The organism is Actinoplanes subtropicus (genome assembly GCF_000721705.1).
In the GTDB taxonomy this organism is placed as follows: domain Bacteria; phylum Actinomycetota; class Actinomycetes; order Mycobacteriales; family Micromonosporaceae; genus Actinoplanes; species Actinoplanes subtropicus.
Genome location: NZ_JOJL01000004.1, coordinates 140,187 through 158,349, shown reverse-complemented (window position 1 = coordinate 158,349; position 18,163 = coordinate 140,187). Strand labels below are relative to the sequence as shown.

15 protein-coding genes are annotated in these 18,163 nt (G+C 72.0%); 8 read left to right on the top strand and 7 right to left on the bottom strand.

Annotated elements, in window-relative coordinates:
• Positions 1–15: 15 nt before the first annotated feature.
• A complete protein-coding gene (locus IH26_RS0106490; RefSeq protein WP_030435190.1) occupies positions 16–1,353 on the bottom strand; it encodes an ABC transporter substrate-binding protein in 1,338 nt (445 codons plus the stop codon).
• Positions 1,354–1,369: 16 nt separating this feature from the next.
• Positions 1,370–2,404: a LacI family DNA-binding transcriptional regulator gene (locus IH26_RS0106485; RefSeq protein ID WP_030435189.1), complete on the bottom strand. Its 1,035-nt coding sequence runs from the start codon at positions 2,402–2,404 to the stop codon at positions 1,370–1,372.
• A gap of 242 nt (positions 2,405–2,646) precedes the next feature.
• Here IH26_RS0106485 and IH26_RS0106480 point away from each other — a divergent pair, with 242 nt between their 5' ends.
• From IH26_RS0106480 to IH26_RS59560, 7 genes are all read left to right on the top strand, one after another.
• Positions 2,647–3,972, top strand: a complete 1,326-nt coding sequence (locus tag IH26_RS0106480; RefSeq protein ID WP_030435188.1) for a Gfo/Idh/MocA family protein — start codon at positions 2,647–2,649, stop codon at positions 3,970–3,972.
• Positions 3,973–4,393: 421 nt separating this feature from the next.
• On the top strand, positions 4,394–5,818 hold the full coding sequence (gene uxaC / locus IH26_RS0106475) for a glucuronate isomerase (RefSeq protein ID WP_030435187.1): 1,425 nt from the start codon (positions 4,394–4,396) through the stop codon (positions 5,816–5,818).
• Entirely contained in the window at positions 5,815–7,098 is a 1,284-nt protein-coding gene (locus IH26_RS0106470; protein WP_030435186.1) for an enolase C-terminal domain-like protein, read from the top strand. The genes uxaC and IH26_RS0106470 overlap by 4 nt, the downstream gene beginning before the upstream one ends.
• Entirely contained in the window at positions 7,095–8,558 is a 1,464-nt protein-coding gene (locus IH26_RS0106465; protein WP_030435185.1) for a mannitol dehydrogenase family protein, read from the top strand. The genes IH26_RS0106470 and IH26_RS0106465 overlap by 4 nt, the downstream gene beginning before the upstream one ends.
• 317 nt (positions 8,559–8,875) lie before the next feature.
• Positions 8,876–10,012 (top strand): Gfo/Idh/MocA family protein, encoded by a 1,137-nt coding sequence (locus tag IH26_RS0106460; RefSeq protein ID WP_030435184.1) that lies wholly within the window; start codon positions 8,876–8,878, stop codon positions 10,010–10,012.
• A 42-nt stretch (positions 10,013–10,054) separates the two neighbouring features.
• Positions 10,055–10,366 carry a hypothetical protein gene (locus tag IH26_RS0106455; RefSeq protein ID WP_030435183.1) on the top strand — a complete coding sequence of 104 codons (312 nt, stop codon included), beginning with the start codon at positions 10,055–10,057 and terminating at the stop codon, positions 10,364–10,366.
• A gap of 213 nt (positions 10,367–10,579) precedes the next feature.
• Complete coding sequence (locus IH26_RS59560; RefSeq protein ID WP_030435182.1) at positions 10,580–11,125, top strand: hypothetical protein; 546 nt, start codon at positions 10,580–10,582, stop codon at positions 11,123–11,125.
• Positions 11,126–11,376: 251 nt separating this feature from the next.
• On the opposite strand, the gene IH26_RS0106445 is transcribed toward IH26_RS59560, so the two are convergent.
• The 5 genes from IH26_RS0106445 to IH26_RS0106425 form a co-directional block, all read right to left on the bottom strand.
• A complete protein-coding gene (locus IH26_RS0106445; RefSeq protein ID WP_030435181.1) occupies positions 11,377–11,985 on the bottom strand; it encodes a response regulator transcription factor in 609 nt (202 codons plus the stop codon).
• 1,172 nt (positions 11,986–13,157) lie between these two features.
• Positions 13,158–13,949 carry a DUF6807 domain-containing protein gene (locus IH26_RS0106440; protein ID WP_030435180.1) on the bottom strand — a complete coding sequence of 264 codons (792 nt, stop codon included), beginning with the start codon at positions 13,947–13,949 and terminating at the stop codon, positions 13,158–13,160.
• Positions 13,946–14,749, bottom strand: coding sequence for a sugar phosphate isomerase/epimerase family protein (locus tag IH26_RS0106435; RefSeq protein ID WP_030435179.1), 804 nt, complete (start codon positions 14,747–14,749; stop codon positions 13,946–13,948). The genes IH26_RS0106440 and IH26_RS0106435 overlap by 4 nt, the downstream gene beginning before the upstream one ends.
• Positions 14,749–15,888, bottom strand: coding sequence for a DUF993 family protein (locus tag IH26_RS0106430; protein WP_051807623.1), 1,140 nt, complete (start codon positions 15,886–15,888; stop codon positions 14,749–14,751). The genes IH26_RS0106435 and IH26_RS0106430 overlap by 1 nt, the downstream gene beginning before the upstream one ends.
• On the bottom strand, positions 15,885–17,036 hold the full coding sequence (locus IH26_RS0106425) for a Gfo/Idh/MocA family protein (protein ID WP_030435177.1): 1,152 nt from the start codon (positions 17,034–17,036) through the stop codon (positions 15,885–15,887). The genes IH26_RS0106430 and IH26_RS0106425 overlap by 4 nt, the downstream gene beginning before the upstream one ends.
• Before the next feature lie 102 nt (positions 17,037–17,138).
• Between IH26_RS0106425 and IH26_RS0106420 the strand changes: the two genes are divergently transcribed.
• Positions 17,139–18,137 (top strand): LacI family DNA-binding transcriptional regulator, encoded by a 999-nt coding sequence (locus IH26_RS0106420; RefSeq protein ID WP_030435176.1) that lies wholly within the window; start codon positions 17,139–17,141, stop codon positions 18,135–18,137.
• Positions 18,138–18,163 lie beyond the last annotated feature (26 nt).

Below are 18,163 nucleotides of genomic sequence, written 5' to 3'. Positions count from 1 at the left end.
CACGGATTCGGTTTCCTAGCTCTGCCCGATGGCCGCCTTGGCGGCGGTCACGAAGTCCTTGGCGCCCGCGTCGGGGGTCTGCCGGCCGTACGTGACCCCCTCGGCGATCCGGATCAGCTCGCTCTTGACCTTGGTGTGGCCCTTGGGCGGCACGCTCGGCGAGGTCGGCCCGAACTTGGTGGCCAGCTCGTTCTGCACCTCGATGGTCTGCTTCATGTTCGGGTCCGTCACCGTGGCCTCGACCTGCTTGCGGACGTCGAGGTTCGGCGGCAGGCCGCGGTCGGTGCCGAGGATCGCGCCGGCGTCGGGGTCGTTGGCCAGGAAGTTGACCACGTCGACCGCGGCGTCCTTGCGCGGGCTGCCGCGGAAGACCGACAGGTACAGCGAGGCGCGGGCCCACTGGGCGCTGGGGTCGCCCGGGTACGCCATCAGGCCGAGGTCGCTCTTGGTGTTCTTCTTCAGCTCGGGCATCTGGTTGGTCCAGACCCACGAGGTGTCGGCCTTGCCGGTGACGACCAGCTGCTTGCTGACGCTCGAGTCGTTGCCCTCGTGGATGACCTCCGGAGTCGGGGTGGCGCCCTTCGCGCCGGCGTCCTTCCACAGCTGGAACCACTTGGTCATGTCGGACTCGTCGAAGGCGATCTGCTTGCCGTTGTACAGGTCCTTGCCGTTCTGCCGCAGCCAGACCCAGAGCGCCTGGTAGATCGCGCTGGGGTCCTGGGTGCCGGGGATCTTGCTGGTCCTGGTGACGTTGGCCGCCCACGTGATGAAGTCGGCCCAGCTCATGCCGGTCGTGGGCGCGGGCAGCTTGAACTTGTCGAGCAGCGTCTTGTCGTACACCAGGCCCTGGGTGTTCTCGCCGAGGGCGACGCCGACCAGCTTGCCGTCGACCTCGCCGTACTCCTTGAGGCCCTTGGAGAACTTGCTGACGTCCAGCTTGCCGTTCGTGCTGTACGGGGTGAGGTCGAGCGTGACGCCGCGCTCGGCGTACTCCGAGATCGCGTTGTCGTCGATCTGGAAGATGTCCGGCGCGTTGCCGCCCGCGGTGAGCGTGGCGAGCTTGTCGTAGTAGCCCTGGTTGGCCTGCCAGGTCTTCTTGAACGTCACGTTCGGGTGCTTCTGGGTGTAGAGCGCCAGGGCCTTGTCGGTCAGGTCGGCCCGGGCCTGCGCACCCCACCAGAAGATCGAGAGCTCGACCTTCTTGTCCGAGCCGCTGCCCGAGCCGCCCCCGCCGCAGGCGGCCGTCCCGAGCGCGACCGGCATGGCCAGGGCGGCGGCGAGCAGCTGACGGCGTGACGGGCGGAACGAGGGGGTAGGTTGATCGTGCGTGGCGCTCCTCGCGGAGGAATCCATGACGGTTGGCTCCTTTTTAGGAGGCGACACCTCCGGGGACGCTCACGTAGCCCGGGTCCGCAGGGCTGTGCGGACCCGGGCCCGGCCCCGTCGAGTCGCGAATGACCAGTTCGGTCTGCAGGTGTAGGTGTGCGGTGGAACGACGGTCGTCGCCATGCGCGAGCAGCATGTCGACGGCCGCCCGACCCGCGGCGGCGGTGGGTGTCGCCACCGTGGTCAGCTTCGGTCGGGTGAGCCGGCTGAGCATGATGTCGTCTATTCCGACGACACTGACGTCCTCCGGCACCCGCGCCCCGGCGGTGAGCAGCCCCTCGATGAGGCCGATCGCCATCAGGTCGTTGTAGGCCAGCACCGCGCTGGCGCCGGCCCGGAGCACGTCCTCGGCGACGGTCAGGCCGCCGACCTCGGTGGGCGGGTTGGGCCCGATGACGGTGAGCTCGGCGTGGCCGGCCCGGGCCGTGGCGGTCGCGGAACGCCGGATCTCCCGGCTGGTCCACGAGCCGCGCGGGCCGCTGAGCAGGGCGATGTTGCGGTGCCCCCGGGTGGTCAGGTGCTCGACGGCGAGCCGCGCGCCCTGGGCCACATCCATCACGACGGCCGGGATGCCGGCGATCTGGCGATTGACCACGACCAGCGGAACCTCGCGGCTGAGCTGCTCGATCAGCGCGTTGTTCATCCGCGGGCTGCAGATCAGCACGCCGTCGACCTGCTTGGCCAGGGCCCGCACCACCTCTTCCTCGAGCGCCGGGTCCTCGTTGGTGTCGGCGACGAAGATGTGGTGGTCGTGCTTGCGGGCCTGACTCTCGGCCGCCTTGATCAGCGGGGGGAAGAAGGGATTGGCGATGTCCGCGACGATCAGGCCGATGTTGTACGTCCGGCCGGTGATCAGCGCGCGGGCCGCCCGGTTCGGCCGGTAGCCCAGCTCCTCGGCGCAGGCCAGCACGCGGCTGCGGGTGTTCGGGTTGACCAGGTGGGGCGCCGAGAAGGTGCGCGACACCGTGGAGATGTGCACGCCGGATGCGCGGGCGACATCGCGGATGGTGACGGACACGCTCTGACCTCCCCTGCCGACCGTGTGGCGGCGGTCACTGACGACCACAATTAATGCAAGCGGTTGCACCTCTGTCAATGTCGTTGTGTTGCATAAAGATTGCGAACGGGCATGAGGTACGCGCTTTCCTTCGGACAAAACGGATAATCGTCGGCGTGGCCATTGACTCCACCTCATCGACGTGCCTAACTTCGCTGCAAACCTTTGCAGTCACCACGTCGCTCGTCGGCCCGGGAGGACCCATGCCACGAGACAACCGCCGTCGATACGCGCTGGTCGGAGCGGGCGCGCGCGCCGAGATGTTCGTCCGCGCGGTCACCGCCGACCATGCCGACACCGCCGAGCTGGTCGCGCTCGCGGACGTCAACCAGTCCCGGATGGAGGCGCACAACCGCTGGCTCAAGGCCGCCGGGCACCAGCCGGTCCCCACCTACCCCGCCGACGAGCTGGCCGCCATGCTCGAGCGGGAAGAGGTCGACGAGCTGATCGTCACCAGCGTCGACCGCACCCACGCCGGGCACATCGTGACCGCGCTAGAAGCGAATTGCGACGTCCTCACCGAGAAGCCGATGACCGTGGACGCGGAGGGCGCCCGGCGGGTCCTGGAGGCACAGCGGCGTACCGGTCGCCGGGTGTCGGTCGCCTTCAACTACCGGTTCAACCCGGTGCACGAGGTGGTCCGCACGCTGCTGGCCGGCGGCGAGATCGGCGAGATCGGGTCGGTGCACTTCGAGTGGCTGCTCGACGTGCGGCACGGCGCCGACTACTTCCGCCGCTGGCACCGCGAGAAGGCCAACTCGGGCGGTCTGCTGGTGCACAAGTCCGGCCACCACTTCGACCTGGTCAACTGGTGGCTCGGCGCGGCGCCGGCCGAGGTGTACGCGTCCGGCCGGCTGTTCTTCTACGGCGAGGCCGGCCGTCGGCACGGGTACGCCCGCGACTACGACCGGGCGCACGGCAGCCCGGCGGCGAAGGACGACCCGTTCGCGCTCGACCTGGCCGGGAACCCGCGGCTGCGCGAGCTCTACCTGGACGCCGAGGCGGAGGACGGCTACCACCGCGACCAGAACGTGTTCGCCCCCGGGATCACCATCGAGGACGACCTGTCGGTGCTGGTCCGCTACGACACCGGGGCGACCATGACATACCACCTCACCGCGTACGCGCCGTGGGAGGGCTACCGGCTCATGGTGAACGGCAGCAAGGGCCGGCTCGAGCTGGAGGTGGTGGAGAGCGACCACGTCAGCCCGGCCGCGGCCGGCGAGCTCAAGGGGGCCGCGGTGCACGGCATCGAAGCCGCGCCGGAGCAGGGCGGGGTCACGCTGACGATCCGGCCGTACTGGGCGCCGCCGTACGCTGTGGAGCTGCAACCGCACAGCCGGGCGGGGCACGGCGGGGCCGACCACCGGATGACCGCGGTGCTGCTCGGCGGGCAGACGGATCCGATGCGCCGCTCGGCGACGGCCCGGGACGGCGCGCTGGCCCTGCTCACCGGTCTGGCGGCGAACCGCTCGCTGGAGACGGCCGGGCCGGTGCGGGTCGCCGACCTGCTCGACCTGACCCCATGAGCCGGCGCCACGGAAGGCCCTACCCGCCGTGTCCGGTGCCCCCCGCCCGGAAAGGCCTTACCTTGCGCGCCCCGCACCCGGCGCCGGGGGAAAGGCCCTTACCCGCTGCGCCCGGCCCCTGGTGCGGGGGAAAGGCCTTACTCACCACGCTCTGCGCGCCCCGCCCCGGGAAAGGCCTTACCCACCACGCCCTGCGCCCAGTTCTCGGGAAAGGCCTTACCTTGTGGGCCCCCGCATACGGCGGGAGGCAAAGGCCTTACCCACCGCGCCCCGCGCCCAGTTCCTGGGAAAGGCCTTACCCTGCGCACCCCCGCACGCAGCGCCGCGGAAAGGCCTTCCCTGCTGCGCCCCGCATCCAGCGCCTGGGAAAGCCTTACCCGGTGCGCAAACCAAAGCCTGAAGACGGCCCCGAACCGAAGAGGTGACCGTGTCCGACCCGACGTTCGCCATCGACCCGCGCCATGCCCAGGTCGCCCGCGAGCTCTACGCCACCGCGCGCGACCTGCCGCTGATCAGCCCGCACGGGCACGTCGACCCGCGCCTGCTCGCGGACGACGAACCGTTCCCCGATCCGGCCCGCCTGCTCATCGTGCCCGACCACTACGTCACCCGGATGCTGCTGAGCCAGGGCATCCCGCCCGACCGGCTGGGCGTGCCGCGGCGGGACGGCGGCCCGGTGGAGACCGACGGCCGGGTCATCTGGCGGCTGCTCGCCGACAACTGGCACCTGTTCCGCGGCACCCCGTCCCGGCTCTGGCTCGAACGTACGCTCGCAACGGTTTTCGGGGTTGAGACACGACTCGGCCGGGAGACCGCCGACGATGTCTACGACGGGATCGCCGCCCGACTCGCCGAGCCCGGCTTCCGGCCGCGGGCCCTGTTCGAGCGGTTCGGCATCGAGGTGCTCGCCACCACCGAGTCGCCCACCGACGGCCTCGGGCAGCACGCCAAGCTCGCCGCCGACGGCTGGGGCGGGCCCGGCGGCCGGGTCATCTCCACGTTCCGGCCGGACAACGTGGTCGACCTGGACCGCGAGGACTGGCTCGAGAACGTCGGCCGGCTCGGCGACCTGGCCGGCGAGGACACCGGGACCTACGCCGGCTACCTGGCCGCGCTGCGCCGGCGGCGCGAGGCGTTCATCGGGGCCGGCACCACCTGCTCCGACCACGGGCACCCGACGGCGCGCACCGAGGTGCTGACCGCGGCCGAGGCGGCGGCCATCTACGAGCGGGGCCTGCGCGGGGCGGCGTCGGCCGCGGACGCCGAGCGGTTCCGCGGGCACATGCTGCTCGAGTTCGCCCGGATGTCGCTCGACGACGGGCTGGTCATGCAGCTGCACCCGGGCGCGGTGCGCGACCACAACCACCGGCTCTACGCCGCGCACGGCAAGGACGTGGGCGGCGACATCCCCCAGGCCACCGACTACGTGCACGCTTTGAAACCACTGCTCGACACGTATGGGATGGACCCTCGTCTCCGCCTCGTGGTGTACACATTGGACGAGTACACGTTCAGCCGGGAACTGGCTCCGCTGGCCGGCGGCTACCCGGCGATGTTCCTGGGCGCGCCGTGGTGGTTCCTGGACACGCCCGACGCGATGCGCCGCTTCCGGGAGGCGGTCACCGACTCGGCCGGCTTCTACAACACGGCCGGTTTCGTCGACGACACCCGCGCGTTCTGCTCGATCCCGGTGCGGCACGACATCTCCCGCCGCTCCGACGCCGGCTACCTCGCCTCGCTCGTGGTGCAGGACCGGCTCCCGATGGACGAGGCCGTGGAGACCATGGCCGACCTCTCCTACCACCTGCCGAAGCGCATCTTCCGGCTGGACAAGGCGGCAAAATGATCATCACGGGACTGACCGTCCACGACGTGCGCTTTCCGACCGCGGCCGCCGGGGACGGCTCGGACGCGATCAACCGGGGCGACTACTCGGCGACCTATGTGGAGCTGGCCACCGCCGACGGCCCGGCCGGAAGCGGGTTCACTTTCACCAACGGGCGGGGCAACGAAATCACCTGCGCGGCGGTGGAAGCGCTTGCCCACCACGTGGTGGGCCGGACCCTCGACGATCTGGTCGCCGAGCCGCTCGCGTTCCTCCGGTCGCTCACCGCCGACGTGCAGCTGCGCTGGCTCGGGCCGGAGAAGGGCGCCCTGCACATGGCCACCGGCGCGATCGTCAACGCGGTGTGGGACCTGCGGGCCAAGGTCGCGGGCAAGCCGATGTGGCAGCTGCTCGCCGAGATGCCCACCGCCGACCTGGTCGCCTGCGTCGACTTCCGGCACATCGACGACGCGCTCAGCCCCGCCGAGGCAAGCGCTATCCTCGACAAGGGCCGGGTCGGGCTCGAGGACCGGCTGGCCGAGCTCCGGCGGGACGGCTTCCCGTCGTACACCACCAGCGTCGGCTGGCTCGGGTACCCCGACGACAAGGTGCGGGCGCTGACCCAGCAGGCGTATGCCGAGGGCTGGCGGGCGATGAAGATGAAGGTCGGCGGCCCGATCGAGGACGACGTCCGCCGGGCCCGGATCATCCGCTCCGAGATCGGGCCGGAGGCGCTGCTCATGATGGACGCCAACCAGGTGTGGGGCGTCGACGAGGCGATCGCCAACATGCGCCTGCTGGCCGAGACCGACCCATACTGGATCGAGGAGCCCACCCACCCGGACGACGTGCTCGGCCACGCCCGAATTCAGCAGGCCGTGGCGCCGGTACGGGTGGCCACCGGCGAGGTCGCCGCCAACCGGGTCATCTTCAAGCAGCTGCTGCAGGCCGGCGCGATCCGGGTGATGCAGATCGACGCCTGCCGGGTGGCCGGCGTCCCCGAGGTGCTCGCCGAGCTGCTGATGGCGGCGAAGTTCGGGGTGCCGGTCTGCCCGCACGCCGGCGGGGTCGGCCTCTGCGAACTGGTCCAGCACCTGGCGATCTTCGACTTCCTGCGGGTGGGCACGTCCCTCGACGGCCGGATGGTCGAGTACGTCGACCACCTGCACGAGCATTTCCAGGATCCGGTACGCACGAGGGACGGGCGCTATCTGGTCCCCGAGCGGCCCGGCTACAGCTCGGACCTCAAGCCGGAGTCGATCGCCGAGTTCCGCTTCCCGGACGGGCCGGCGTGGAAATGAGCGATCTCCTCGGCCTCGCCACCCTTTCCCGGGTGCCCGCCGCCTGCCGCCCGCGGATCACCCCGGGCACCGCCGGCGCCGGCATCGTCCACCTCGGCCTCGGCGCGTTCCACCGGGCCCACCAGGCCGTCTTCACCGAGGACGCGATGGCGGCCGCCGGCGGCGACTGGGGCATCGTCGGCGTCGCGCCCCGCTCGGTCACCGTGCTCGAGGCGCTACGGGCGCAGGATCGGCTCTACAGCGTCACCACGCTCGCCGCGGAGGGCCGCTCCACCCGGGTGGTCGGCTCGCTCGCCGGGCTGCGGCACGCGGCGAGCGATCCGGACGCGGTGGTCCAGCTGCTCGCCGACCCGGCCATCCGGATCGTCACGCTGACCGTGACCGAGAAGGGCTACCGGCTCGACCCGGCGACCGGTCGGCTGCTGCTCGACGACGAACTGCGCGGCGACCTGGAGAGCGCCCGGCCGCCGCGGACCGTGCCGGGCCTGCTGATCCGGGGGCTGGCCGCCCGGCGGCGGGCCGATGCCGGGCCGATCGCCCTGGTCAGCTGCGACAACCTGCCGGCCAACGGGCACCGCCTGCGCGGGCTGGTCGACTACCTGGCCACGGCAACGTCGCACACCGACTGGGTGCGGGAGAACGTGACCTTCCCCGGCACGATGGTCGACCGGATCGTGCCGGCCAGCACCGACGAGACCCGGGCCATCGCCCGCGGCGAGCTGGGCGTACGCGACGAGGCGGCGCTCTCCGGCGAGCCCTATTCGGCGTGGGTCATCGAGGACGACTTCCCGGCCGGCCGACCGGCCTGGGAGAAGGCGGGCGCGGTCCTCACCGGCGACCCGCGCCCGTGGGAGACGCTGAAGTTGCGGACGCTCAACGGGGTGCACTCGGCAATCGCTTACCTCGGGGCGCTCGCCGGGCGCGAGACGATCGCCGACGCGCTCACCCTGCCCGGGATGGCCGGCATGCTGCGGCGCTTCATCGCCGAGGACATCGCGCCCAGCCTGACTCCGCCGCCGGGCGTCGACCGGATCGAGTACGGCGAGGAGGTGCTGCACCGGTTCGCGAACCCGGCCCTCGTCTACCGGACCGTGCAGGTCGCGATGGACGGCTCGCAGAAGCTGCCGCAGCGGGTCCTGCACACGATCCTCGACCGGCGCGCGGCCGGCGCCACACCCCGGTGGGCGATCATGGTGGTCGCCGGGTGGATGCGCTTCACCGGCGGTGTGGCCGACGATGGGCACCCGCTCCCCCTCGACGACCCGCTGGCGGCCCGCATCCGGGCGCGGCGCGCGGCGGCGCCGGCGACCCCGGCCGGGGTGGTGGACGCGCTGCTCGGGCTGGACACGGTGTTCGCGCCGGAACTGGCCGACGACGAGGTGGTCCGCGATCAGCTGATCGAGTGGCTGACCGAGTTCGACAAACACGGCGTGGAAGCGACCCTGGCAGGCACGTCATGACTCCCGGCACCGCCGACCCGGCGACGCGAGTTGGTGCGGCATGACCCCCGGCGCCGGCGTCCCGGCAGCGCGGCGGCGCGGCGTGCTGCAGCGGCGCGACGTGGTGCGGCACCGCGACGCGCGACGTGGTGCGGCAGCGCGACGTGGTGCGGCAGGGCGACGTGCGACGCGGTCGTGCGGCGCGACGTGGTGCGGCGGCGCGAGGCGGCGCGGCGTGGCCCGGTGCCAGCGACCCGGAGGCCCGGCGACGCGAGTTGGTTGGGGCACGACTCCCGGCGCCGGCGATCGGGGGGACCGACGATGCGAGTAGGTGCGGTATGACGACGACGGTGGCGTTGATCGGGGCGAACGGGCACGGGCGGTGGCATCGCCGTCGCATCGCCGAGGTGGCGGCGGCGGGCCGGCTCCGGCTGGTCGCCCTCGCCGATCTGCGGCCGCTCGAGCCGGACCCACCCGTACCGCCGGAGGTCCTGGTCTTCACCGATCACCGTGAGCTGCTGGCCGAGGCCGCCCCCGACGTGGTGGTGATCTGCACGCCGCCGCATACGCACCTGCAGATCGCGCTCGACGCGATCGCCGCCGGCTGCGACCTACTCCTGGAGAAGCCGCCGGTGGCGTCGCTCGCCGCGCACCTCACGCTCACCGCCTCGCTGACCGCGGCGGGGCGGGCCTGCCAGGTCGGCTTCCAGGCGCTCGGGTCGACCGCGTGGCAGCGGTTCCGCGACGCCCTGCCGGGGCTCGGGACGCTCGGCGGGATCACCGCGACCGCGTCCTGGCAACGCGACGACCTCTACTACACCCGCTCGCCGTGGGCCGGGCGGCGGGTCGTCGCCGGGCGGCCGGTGATCGACGGCGCGCTGGTCAACCCGCTCGCGCACGCGGTCATGCAAGCGCTTGCCAGCGCCCAGGCCGTCGGGGCCGGCCGGCCGCGGCAGTTGGCCGCCGAGCGCTACCGGGTGCGCCCGATCGAGGTGGAGGACACGGCGTTCGCCCGGATCACCTTCGAGAGCGGGCTGCACGTGATGATCGCGGTGACCCTCGCCGGCGAGGACTTCATCGCCGGCGAGATCGCGGCCCGCGGCCCGGCCGGCCGGGCGGTGCTGGAGTACCCGACCGACCGCCTCGCCCTGCCCGGCGACGCCGAGCCGCGGCCGGTCGAGGGCCGGGCCGACCTGCTCACCAACCTGGTGGAGCACCGCGAGCACGGTACGCCGCTGCTCGTACCGCTGGAGGTGACCGCCGACTTCACCGCCGTGCTGGAGGCGCTCACCGTCCCCGACGTGCCGATGCCGCACCCGCTCGACGACTCGGCGGTGCTCACCGAGGGCCCGAAACGCACCATCCCCGGCGTCAACGACCTGCTGCGCAAGGTGGTCGAGACGATGGCCCTGCCCTCCGAGATGGGCGTGCCGTGGGCGGTGCGGCCGTTCACCCAGCGGCTGCCGGTCACCTAGTCGATCGACACTTGTTTATCGATGGGGTGTAGTCTGCCCGGCGTGGTGAGCCGGATGCGCGCCTTCACCATTGCCACGGCCTGGATCGTCACGGGGCTGGCGGCCGGCATCTCCGCGTTCGCCGCCACCACCGGCGTCCTGACCGACGGCCTCCGGCCGGCGGTGCTGGCCGGCCTGTTCTTCCTGCCCGCCTGCCTGATCGTGGCGGGCGTCTGGGTGGGCGTCGGCGCCCGGCATGCCCGCTCCTCGGCATCGCTGGGCGGCCAGGCGGCACTCTTCGGCTTGGCGGCCGCCTTGGTCGCCGTCCTGCTGCTGGCCGCTCTGGGCCCGGCCCTCGGCGACGCCGCGCACTGATCTCTTTGCATCTCCTTTTCGAGTGACTCGGCAGTATGGCCGTTCACCCAGCTTCGGAGGCGGTGCGCGCGGCAAACATGACAACTGTCAGCGATCCCCCTGACTCCACTCACCGTCAATCGATGACAGCGCTCACTGGGACGAGCCCGGCCAGACAACGAGGCTTGTCGATGACGACAGAAGTGAGACGGATCGATATCAGCAGGAGGAACGATGACACATCGGCTACGGCTTTCGATGATCGTCGCAATGGTGCTCGCGGCGATGGGACTCAGCTTCGCGGGTGCCGGCGTGGCGAACGCCGCCCCGACGGCCGCCGCGGCCGCGCCGCCGGTGACCGCCCTCGCCACACCGATCACCGGCACGTCCGACAACGGCTCGTTCGCCGGCACCTTCACTCCGACGGCGTTCTCGGCTCAGAACGGCAACCTGGTGGCCACCGGCGTGCTGACCGGTACGGTCAAGAACGCGTCCGGCGCCACCATCGGTACCGTCACCCGCACCGTCAGCATGCCCGCGACGGTCGCCGCGGCGACGTGTCAGGTGCTGAACCTCGTCCTCGGGCCGCTGCACCTCGACCTGCTCGGCCTGGTGGTGGACCTGAACCAGGTGCACCTGCTGATCACCGCGGTCCAGGCACCCGGCAACCTGCTCGGCAACCTGCTCTGCGCGATCACCCACCTGCTCGACGGCAACCCGGCCGCGGGTGGTCTGGCCGCGCTCCTCAACGCGATCCTGGCCCTGCTCGGCCAGCTCTGACCGGTTCAGATCTGGCCATACGTCCGGCGCAGCCGCACCCCGCCAGGTGCGGCTGCGCCGCCATCAGCGGGCCGCCGCCCACCGGCCCTGCCGCCGGCGGGCCACCGCCCACCGCCGGCGGGCCACCGCCCACCGCCGGCGGCCCATCACCCGCCGGCCGCCGTCAGCTGGGCCACGCAAGCGAGCCACCGCCCACGGCCGCCATCATCGGGCCAGCCCGCGAGCCACCGGCCACCGGCCGCCGGCCGCCGTCAGCGGAACCAGCCGGCGCCCTCGGCCAGGCGGACCGCCTCCAGGCGGTTGCGGGCGCCGGTCTTGCGGAGAATCGCCGAGATGTAGTTGCGAACGGTCCCGGCGCTCAGGTGCAACTCGGCCGCGACCTCGGTGGACGGCAGGCCGGACGCGGCCACGCTCAGGACATTGAGTTCCCGCGGCGACAGAGGGCTGCGCGGCGCCGCCACCATGGCCACGGCCAGGCGAGCGTCGATGACCCGCTCGCCGCGGACGACCCGGCGGATACCGCGGACCAGTTCGCACGGGGCGGCCTGGGTACCGATGACACCGCCGACGCGCAGGTCGAGCGCCCGGTTGAGCGATGCCGGGTCGTCCGGGCCGGCCAGCACCAGGGTGGCGCAATCGGGCTGCTCCGCGGTGAGCCGGGCGAACGTGGCCAGACCGTCGCCGACCAGCAGCGCGATGTCGACAAGAGCCACGTCCGGCGGCACCGCGCGGGCCATGTCCAGCGCCTGGTCGAGGGTGTCCAGATCGGCGACGACCTCGAGATCGTCCTCCAGGGACAACGTGGCGGCGAGGGTGCCGCGGAGCAGATTCATGGGTTCGACGAGCAGAATGCGGATCACGATGGCCTCCCAGCCAGGGTCAAGGCTTCGGACGGCCGAACCGGCCGTTTCCGGATCTCCTGCGGGGAGGTCGTTCAGCTGGGAGGCCCCGCGTAACGGACGCTGCGTCCGCGGGCGAGGAGATCGGTGGCCACGCGACGGCCGGCGGCCGCCATTTCGGGCCGCCACGGCGACGGGACGGTTCCCATCGCGGGCGCGCTGCCGCCACCGGAGTCACGTGCCTGCCCGGTGGACGCCGACCGATCGGCCGGCTGCGGCGGCGGAGCCGGGAGCGGAGGAGCCGGGAGCGGCGCCGTCCGAGGTCGAGCCTGGGCTGCTGGCGGCGTATCCGCACCGGACAGCCGGGACATCGGCGCCAGGGCCGGCGCCAGTTCCGGCCCTTGCGGGAAAGGCCCGGCCCACACGGACGCCAAGGCCGACGGCGACGAGGGCGGCGGGAGAGCGTGGTGCGGCGCCGTGGTCGGAGCCGGTATCGATGTGTGGGCCTGCGGCAAGCGGGGCGCTGGCACAGCGAACGGCGGTTGCGGCAAAGCCGGGAGTTCGGCCTGCGGCAGCCGGGGCAGCTCGGGAAGAGAAGTCTGCGGCAGACGGGACAGCTCGGCGAGCCTGGGCACGGAAGGAAGTTCCCCGGGCATCATCGACTTCGGCCGGACGACCGCGTTCCGTGCCGAGGTCACCGCTGCTCGGGCCGCGCTCCGGGCCGTGTCGAACGTGGCCGGGCGCAGCTTCGACGTTCGGACCTGCACCCGCCGGACGGTCTCGCCGGCACGGATCCTGGGTGCCGCGATCTTCCGCGCGGGCGGGATCATCCGCCGGACCTGGATCGTCCGCTGCGCCTGGACTGTCCGCGGGGTCTGGACCTTCCGCGGCGTCTGGACCTTCCGCGGCGGCGGGATGACTTTCCGTGTTTCGCCGGCCGTGGCCCTGGCCGACGCGACGGAATCCGTCAGGCCGACGAGACCCACCGGGCCCGGATCGGCCCGCGCCGCCTGCTCGAAGAGGCTCAGCACAAAATATGCCGCGGCGGCCAAGCCGAGCAGCACAAGGAGACGAACGACGCGCCGGCTACTCCCAGGCGCGGCGTCCTCTCCTCGCGCGAACCCGCCTCGCATGCGAAACAGGTTCCCCGTTCCCGGCATGTTGACACTCGCCGGCGGGACGCCACAGCGGCCCTAAAGAGCTTCCTCGATCTGGCCCCGGGTCAGCACACCGTCGGCGACCAGCACCGAGATGCTCCGGGTAAGCGGTCTCCCCGGCTCGATCGGGAGCACCTCGTCGAAGGCGAGAGCCGCGCACACCCCGACATACTCCTCGGTGCGAACGAACCACCGATCCGCGTCGGCCAGCCCCTCGAAGACCAGCGTGTACCGGTCGGCCACCGTGACAGCCAGCCACGGATCAGCGGTGCCGTGCGGGTCGTCCGACTTCGCCCCGAAGGCCACCGCCGGACCGGGTGCGGCGCGCCAGAAGAAGCCGCCGTAGCCCGCCTGCCCCGGCCGTCCGTGGGTGGCCGGGCTGCCGAGCGTCACCACCGCCTCGGCCGGGGTACACAACTCGTACGCGAAAGAAAGCCGCCAACCGTGCCGCGCGGCACTCGCCGTCACCGTGCGTTGCTCGCGCAGGACTACCGAACCCGCGGCGGTACACCAGTGGAGCGACGACGTGAACCCGCCCGGCACCGGGGACAACGAGACCGGGACGATCCGGCCGTGGTCGTCCAGCCAGACGTAACCGCGGTCGCGGACGTACGTGCGGCCGCCCCAGAAGTTCCTGCCGTCCACGTCGGCCATCGTCACCGACGCGCCCATGTGCCACGGATGGTCGTAGCAGAGCGCATCGGTGACCGGCACGCCGTCGAGGGTGCGGACCGGATGCAGGTACGGCCGCGGCGCGAGCCGGATGTCCAGCGACGGCGACTCCACATACGTGGCAACCGCTTTCCCGTCCACCCGCAGCGTGCTCATGCCGCGAAGGCCCGATAGCCGGCGTACGCCTCGGCGAGGACCTCGGCGCCGGGGCGGGCCCAGACGTCCTCGTGGAACACCTCGACCTCGATCCAGCCCCGGTAGCCGGCGTCGTGCACGGCCGTCGAGAAGCGGCGCATGTCGACGCAGCCGGTGCCGGGCAGGCCCCGGCCGAGCAGAACGCCCTCGGGCAGCGGGGTGATCCAGTCGGCGAGCTGGAAGGCGGCGATGCGGCCCTGCCGGCCGGCCTCCTCGATGTGCCGCCAGACCTCGTCGTCCCACCACAGGTGGTACGTGTCGACGCAGACCCCGACCGCGTCGGCCGGGTAGGGCGCGGCCAGGGAAAGGGCTTGCCCCAGGGTGGCCACCACGCAGCGGTCCGAGCAGAACATCGGGTGCAGCGGCTCGATCGCCAGGCGGACGCCGGCCGCCCGGGCGTCGGGCACCAGCGCACCGATCGCGTCGCCCACGTGCCGCCGGGCCCCGTCGATGTCCCGGGACTTGCCCGGCAGGCCGCCGCTGACCAGCACCAGGGTGTCGGTGCCGAGCGTGGCCGCCTCCTCGATCGCGCGGCGGTTGTTGTCGTACCAGTCCTCCTCATGGAAGAACCCGCCGCGGCACAGCGAGGACACCGCCAGGCCGGCGTCGCGAACCAGGGTGGCCGTCTTGTCCAGGCCGTACTCGGCGACCTCCTCGCGCCACAGGCCGACCGCCGGCACGCCCGCGGCGACGCAACCGGCGACCAGGTCGGGCAGGGGCCAGCGCTTGGTGGTGGCCTGGTTGAGCGAGAAGCGGGCCATCAGTCTTCAGGCCTCTCTTGGGCAGTGGGCGGGGCGGTTGGATGAGACAGTCCTACCGTCGTGAGCCAGGCCCGGGCGCGGGCGGTGGCGAGCTCGGCGTCGGGGAGGATCCCGGCCTGATCGGCGAGCCGCATCAGCTCGAGCAGGTGGCGCGGGGAGCGGCCGGCCTGGGCGCCGCCGACCATCGTCAGGTGGTCCTGATGGCCCGCGAGCCAGTTCAGGAAGACAATGCCGGTTTTATAGTGATATGTCGGCACAGCAAACAAGTGCCGCGCCAGCGGCAAAGTCGGGTCCATAATCCGGGCATACCCGGAAGTGTCGCCCGCATCCAAGGCCCGGAACGCGGCCGCAGCCGGCGCGGCGATCACGGCCAGCACCCCGAGCAGAGCCTCCGAGTGGCCGTCCGAGTCCCCGAGAATCAGGGACGGGTAGTTGAAGTCGTCGCCGGTGTACATGCGAACGCCGGGCGGGAGCTGCCGCCGCATGGCGATCTCGCGCGAGGCGTCCAGCAGGGACATCTTGATGCCGTCGACCTTCCCGGCATGCTCCTGGATGATCTCGAGCACCACATCGTCGCCGCCCCAGTATCCGGCCAGCGCGGGGTCGAAGGCCTCCCCCAGCCAGTGCAGCAGCACCTTGCCGTCGGCCTGGTCGAGCAGCTCACCGTAGACACGCCGGTAGTCGTCGGGCCCGGAAGCCGCCGCCGCGAGATGCCGGGAGCACATCAGAACCGGCTGGGCGCCGGCCTCCTGCACATCGGCCAGCTGTTCTGCGTACGCCTTCCGGATCTCGTCGATCGTCGCCGGCCCGGCCGGCAACTGGTCGGTGCCGACGCCCGCCACGATCGCTCCCCCGGCCGCCCGGGCCTCGGCGGCGCTGCGGCGGATCAGCTCGCGGGTCGCCGGATAGTCGAGGCCGGCGCCGCGCTGGGCGGTGTCCATCGCCTCGGCCACGCCGAAGCCGTGCGACCACAGATGACGCCGGAAGCGCAGGGTCGCCTCCCAGTCCAGGGCGGCCGGGGCACCGGGGATGTTCTCCGCGTGCTGATCGGCGGTGACCGGCGCCGCGGCGTACGCGATCCGGCTCTTGAATTTGATCTTCTCGGCCGGAAAGCCCTTGCCGCTGAACGTGACGGTCATCGATCCAGCTCCGGAATCTCCAGGCGGCGGCCGTCCCGGGAGGACTGCAGGCCCAGCTCGGCCACCTGCACGCCGCGCGCGCCCGCCCACAGGTCACCGGCGTAGGGCGCGTCCTCGGCGACGTAGCGCAGGAACTGCTCCCACTGCGCGCGGAAGCCGTTGGGGAACACGTCGTTGTCCGGAACCTCCTGCCACTGCTCGCGGAAGCGCTGGCTGGTCGGCACGTCCGGGTCCCAGACCGGCTTGGGCGTGGCGGCCCGCGGCTGGACGCGGCAGTGGTGCAGGCCGGCGACCGCGCTGCCGTGCGTGCCGTCGACCTGGAACTCGACCAGCTCGTCGCGGTTGACCCGGACCGCCCAGGACGAGTTGATCTGCGCGATCACGCCGTTGTCCAGCTCGAAGATGCCGTAGGCGGCGTCGTCCGCGGTCGCGTCGTAGGGGGCGTTGTCCTCGTCCCAGCGGGTGCCGATGTGCGTGACCGCCCGCGCGGTGACCGCCCGGACCGGTCCGAACAGCTGTTCGAGCACGTAGTGCCAGTGCGGGAACATGTCCAGCACGATGCCGCCGCCGTCGGCCGCCCGGTAGTTCCAGGACGGGCGCTGCGCCTTCTGCCAGTCGCCCTCGAAAACCCAATAACCGAATTCCCCGCGTACGGACAGGACCCGCCCGAAAAAGCCGCCCTCGATCAGCCGGGCGAGTTTCCGCAGGCCCGGCAGGTAGAGCTTGTCCTGCACCACGCCGTGCTTCACGCCCGCCGCGTCGGCCAGCCGGGCCAGCTCGATCGCCTGCTCGAGCGTTTCGGCGACCGGCTTCTCGGTGTAGATGTGCTTGCCGGCGTCGATCGCCATCTGCAGTGCCTTGACCCGGGCCGAGGTGACCTGGGCGTCGAAGTAGACCTGCACGTCGTCGCGGGCGAGCGCGGCCGGCAGGTCGGTGGTCCAGTCGGTGAGGCCATGGCGGTCCGCGATGTCCCGCAGCTTGGACTCGCTGCGGCCGACCAGCACCGGCTCGGGCCAGAGCACGGTCCCGTCGCGGAGCGGCAGGCCACCGTCCTGGCGGATGGCGAGCACCGAACGGAGCAGATGTTGCCGCAGCCCCATCCGCCCGGTGACACCGTTGAGCACGATTCCGATCGTCTTTCGACCCATCGTCCAGGTCCTCCCACGAAACCCATTGAGGTAAGCGCTTTCCTAGACCGTAGTGGGCGTGCCGCCCCGCGGGCAAGACCGGCACCGGTATCCTCCCCGGTCATGGCCACCTTGGCAGACGTCGCACGACACGCGGGAGTGTCCACCGCGACCGCTTCCCGGATCATCAACGGCAGCTCGAAACCGGTCGCGGACGCGCTACGCGCGCGGGTCCTCGCGGCCGTCGCCGAGCTCAAGTACGTGCCGAACGCGCACGCGCAGATGCTGGCCCGGTCGCATCGCAGCGCGGTCGGGGTGATCGTGCACGACGTGTCCGACCCCTACTTCGCGGAGATCACCCGCGGGCTGCAGCGGGTCGCCGAGGCGGATGGCCGGCTGGCGATCATCTGCAACAGCTACCGGCAGCCGGACCGCGAGCTGGAGTACATCGACCTGCTGCACGCCCATCAGGTGGCGGCCATCGTGATCGCCGGGTCGGGGTATCTCGACGCCGCCACGGCGGCCCGGCTCGACGACCGGCTCCAGGCCTTCGAGGCGACCGGCGGGCGGATCGCGGTGATCGGCCGGCACGAGCACACCGGCGACGCCGTGATGCCGGACAACGAGGAGGGCGGCTTCATCGCCGCCGCGCACCTGTTCGACCTGGGACACGAGGACATCGCGGTGATCGCCGGGCCGGCCGCACTGACCACGACAGCCGACCGGCTCGCCGGCGTGCGCCGGGCCGCCAAGGTTTATCGCCGCAGCCTCCCCAAGGGCCGGATTTTCCATGCGGACTTCACCCGGGACGGCGGCTACGCCGTGACCGACCTGATCCAGGTCAAGTTCCCCGAGGTCACCGCGATCGCCGCGCTGAACGACTCGATGGCGGTCGGCGCCCTGGCCTCGCTGCGCGACGGCCGGCGCCGGGTGGCGGTGATCGGTTTCGACGACATGCCGATCGCCCGGGACGTCACGCCGTCGCTGACCTCGGTGCGGTTGCCGCTGACCGAGCTGGGCGAGCGGGCCATGCGGCTCGCGCTGGGCGAGGCCGGCGCCGAGCCACGGGTGGAACACGTCGCCGCCGAACTGGTGCGGCGCGAGAGCACCTGGGACCGCTAGAAATCGGTATTGACGCCACGCATCGA

What these genes read in the sequence shown, in the direction of transcription:
- IH26_RS0106435 (WP_030435179.1), bottom strand. Translation starts at nt 14,749, where the DNA reads ATGGCCCGCTTCTCGCTCAACCAGGCCACCACCAAGCGCTGGCCCCTG.
- IH26_RS0106420 (WP_030435176.1), top strand. Translation starts at nt 17,139, where the DNA reads ATGGCCACCTTGGCAGACGTCGCACGACACGCGGGAGTGTCCACCGCG.
- IH26_RS0106440 (WP_030435180.1), bottom strand. Translation starts at nt 13,949, where the DNA reads ATGAGCACGCTGCGGGTGGACGGGAAAGCGGTTGCCACGTATGTGGAG.
- IH26_RS0106465 (WP_030435185.1), top strand. Translation starts at nt 7,095, where the DNA reads ATGAGCGATCTCCTCGGCCTCGCCACCCTTTCCCGGGTGCCCGCCGCC.
- IH26_RS0106425 (WP_030435177.1), bottom strand. Translation starts at nt 17,036, where the DNA reads ATGGGTCGAAAGACGATCGGAATCGTGCTCAACGGTGTCACCGGGCGG.
- IH26_RS0106470 (WP_030435186.1), top strand. Translation starts at nt 5,815, where the DNA reads ATGATCATCACGGGACTGACCGTCCACGACGTGCGCTTTCCGACCGCG.
- IH26_RS0106490 (WP_030435190.1), bottom strand. Translation starts at nt 1,353, where the DNA reads ATGGATTCCTCCGCGAGGAGCGCCACGCACGATCAACCTACCCCCTCG.
- IH26_RS0106460 (WP_030435184.1), top strand. Translation starts at nt 8,876, where the DNA reads ATGACGACGACGGTGGCGTTGATCGGGGCGAACGGGCACGGGCGGTGG.
- IH26_RS0106480 (WP_030435188.1), top strand. Translation starts at nt 2,647, where the DNA reads ATGCCACGAGACAACCGCCGTCGATACGCGCTGGTCGGAGCGGGCGCG.
- IH26_RS0106430 (WP_051807623.1), bottom strand. Translation starts at nt 15,888, where the DNA reads ATGACCGTCACGTTCAGCGGCAAGGGCTTTCCGGCCGAGAAGATCAAA.
- IH26_RS59560 (WP_030435182.1), top strand. Translation starts at nt 10,580, where the DNA reads ATGACACATCGGCTACGGCTTTCGATGATCGTCGCAATGGTGCTCGCG.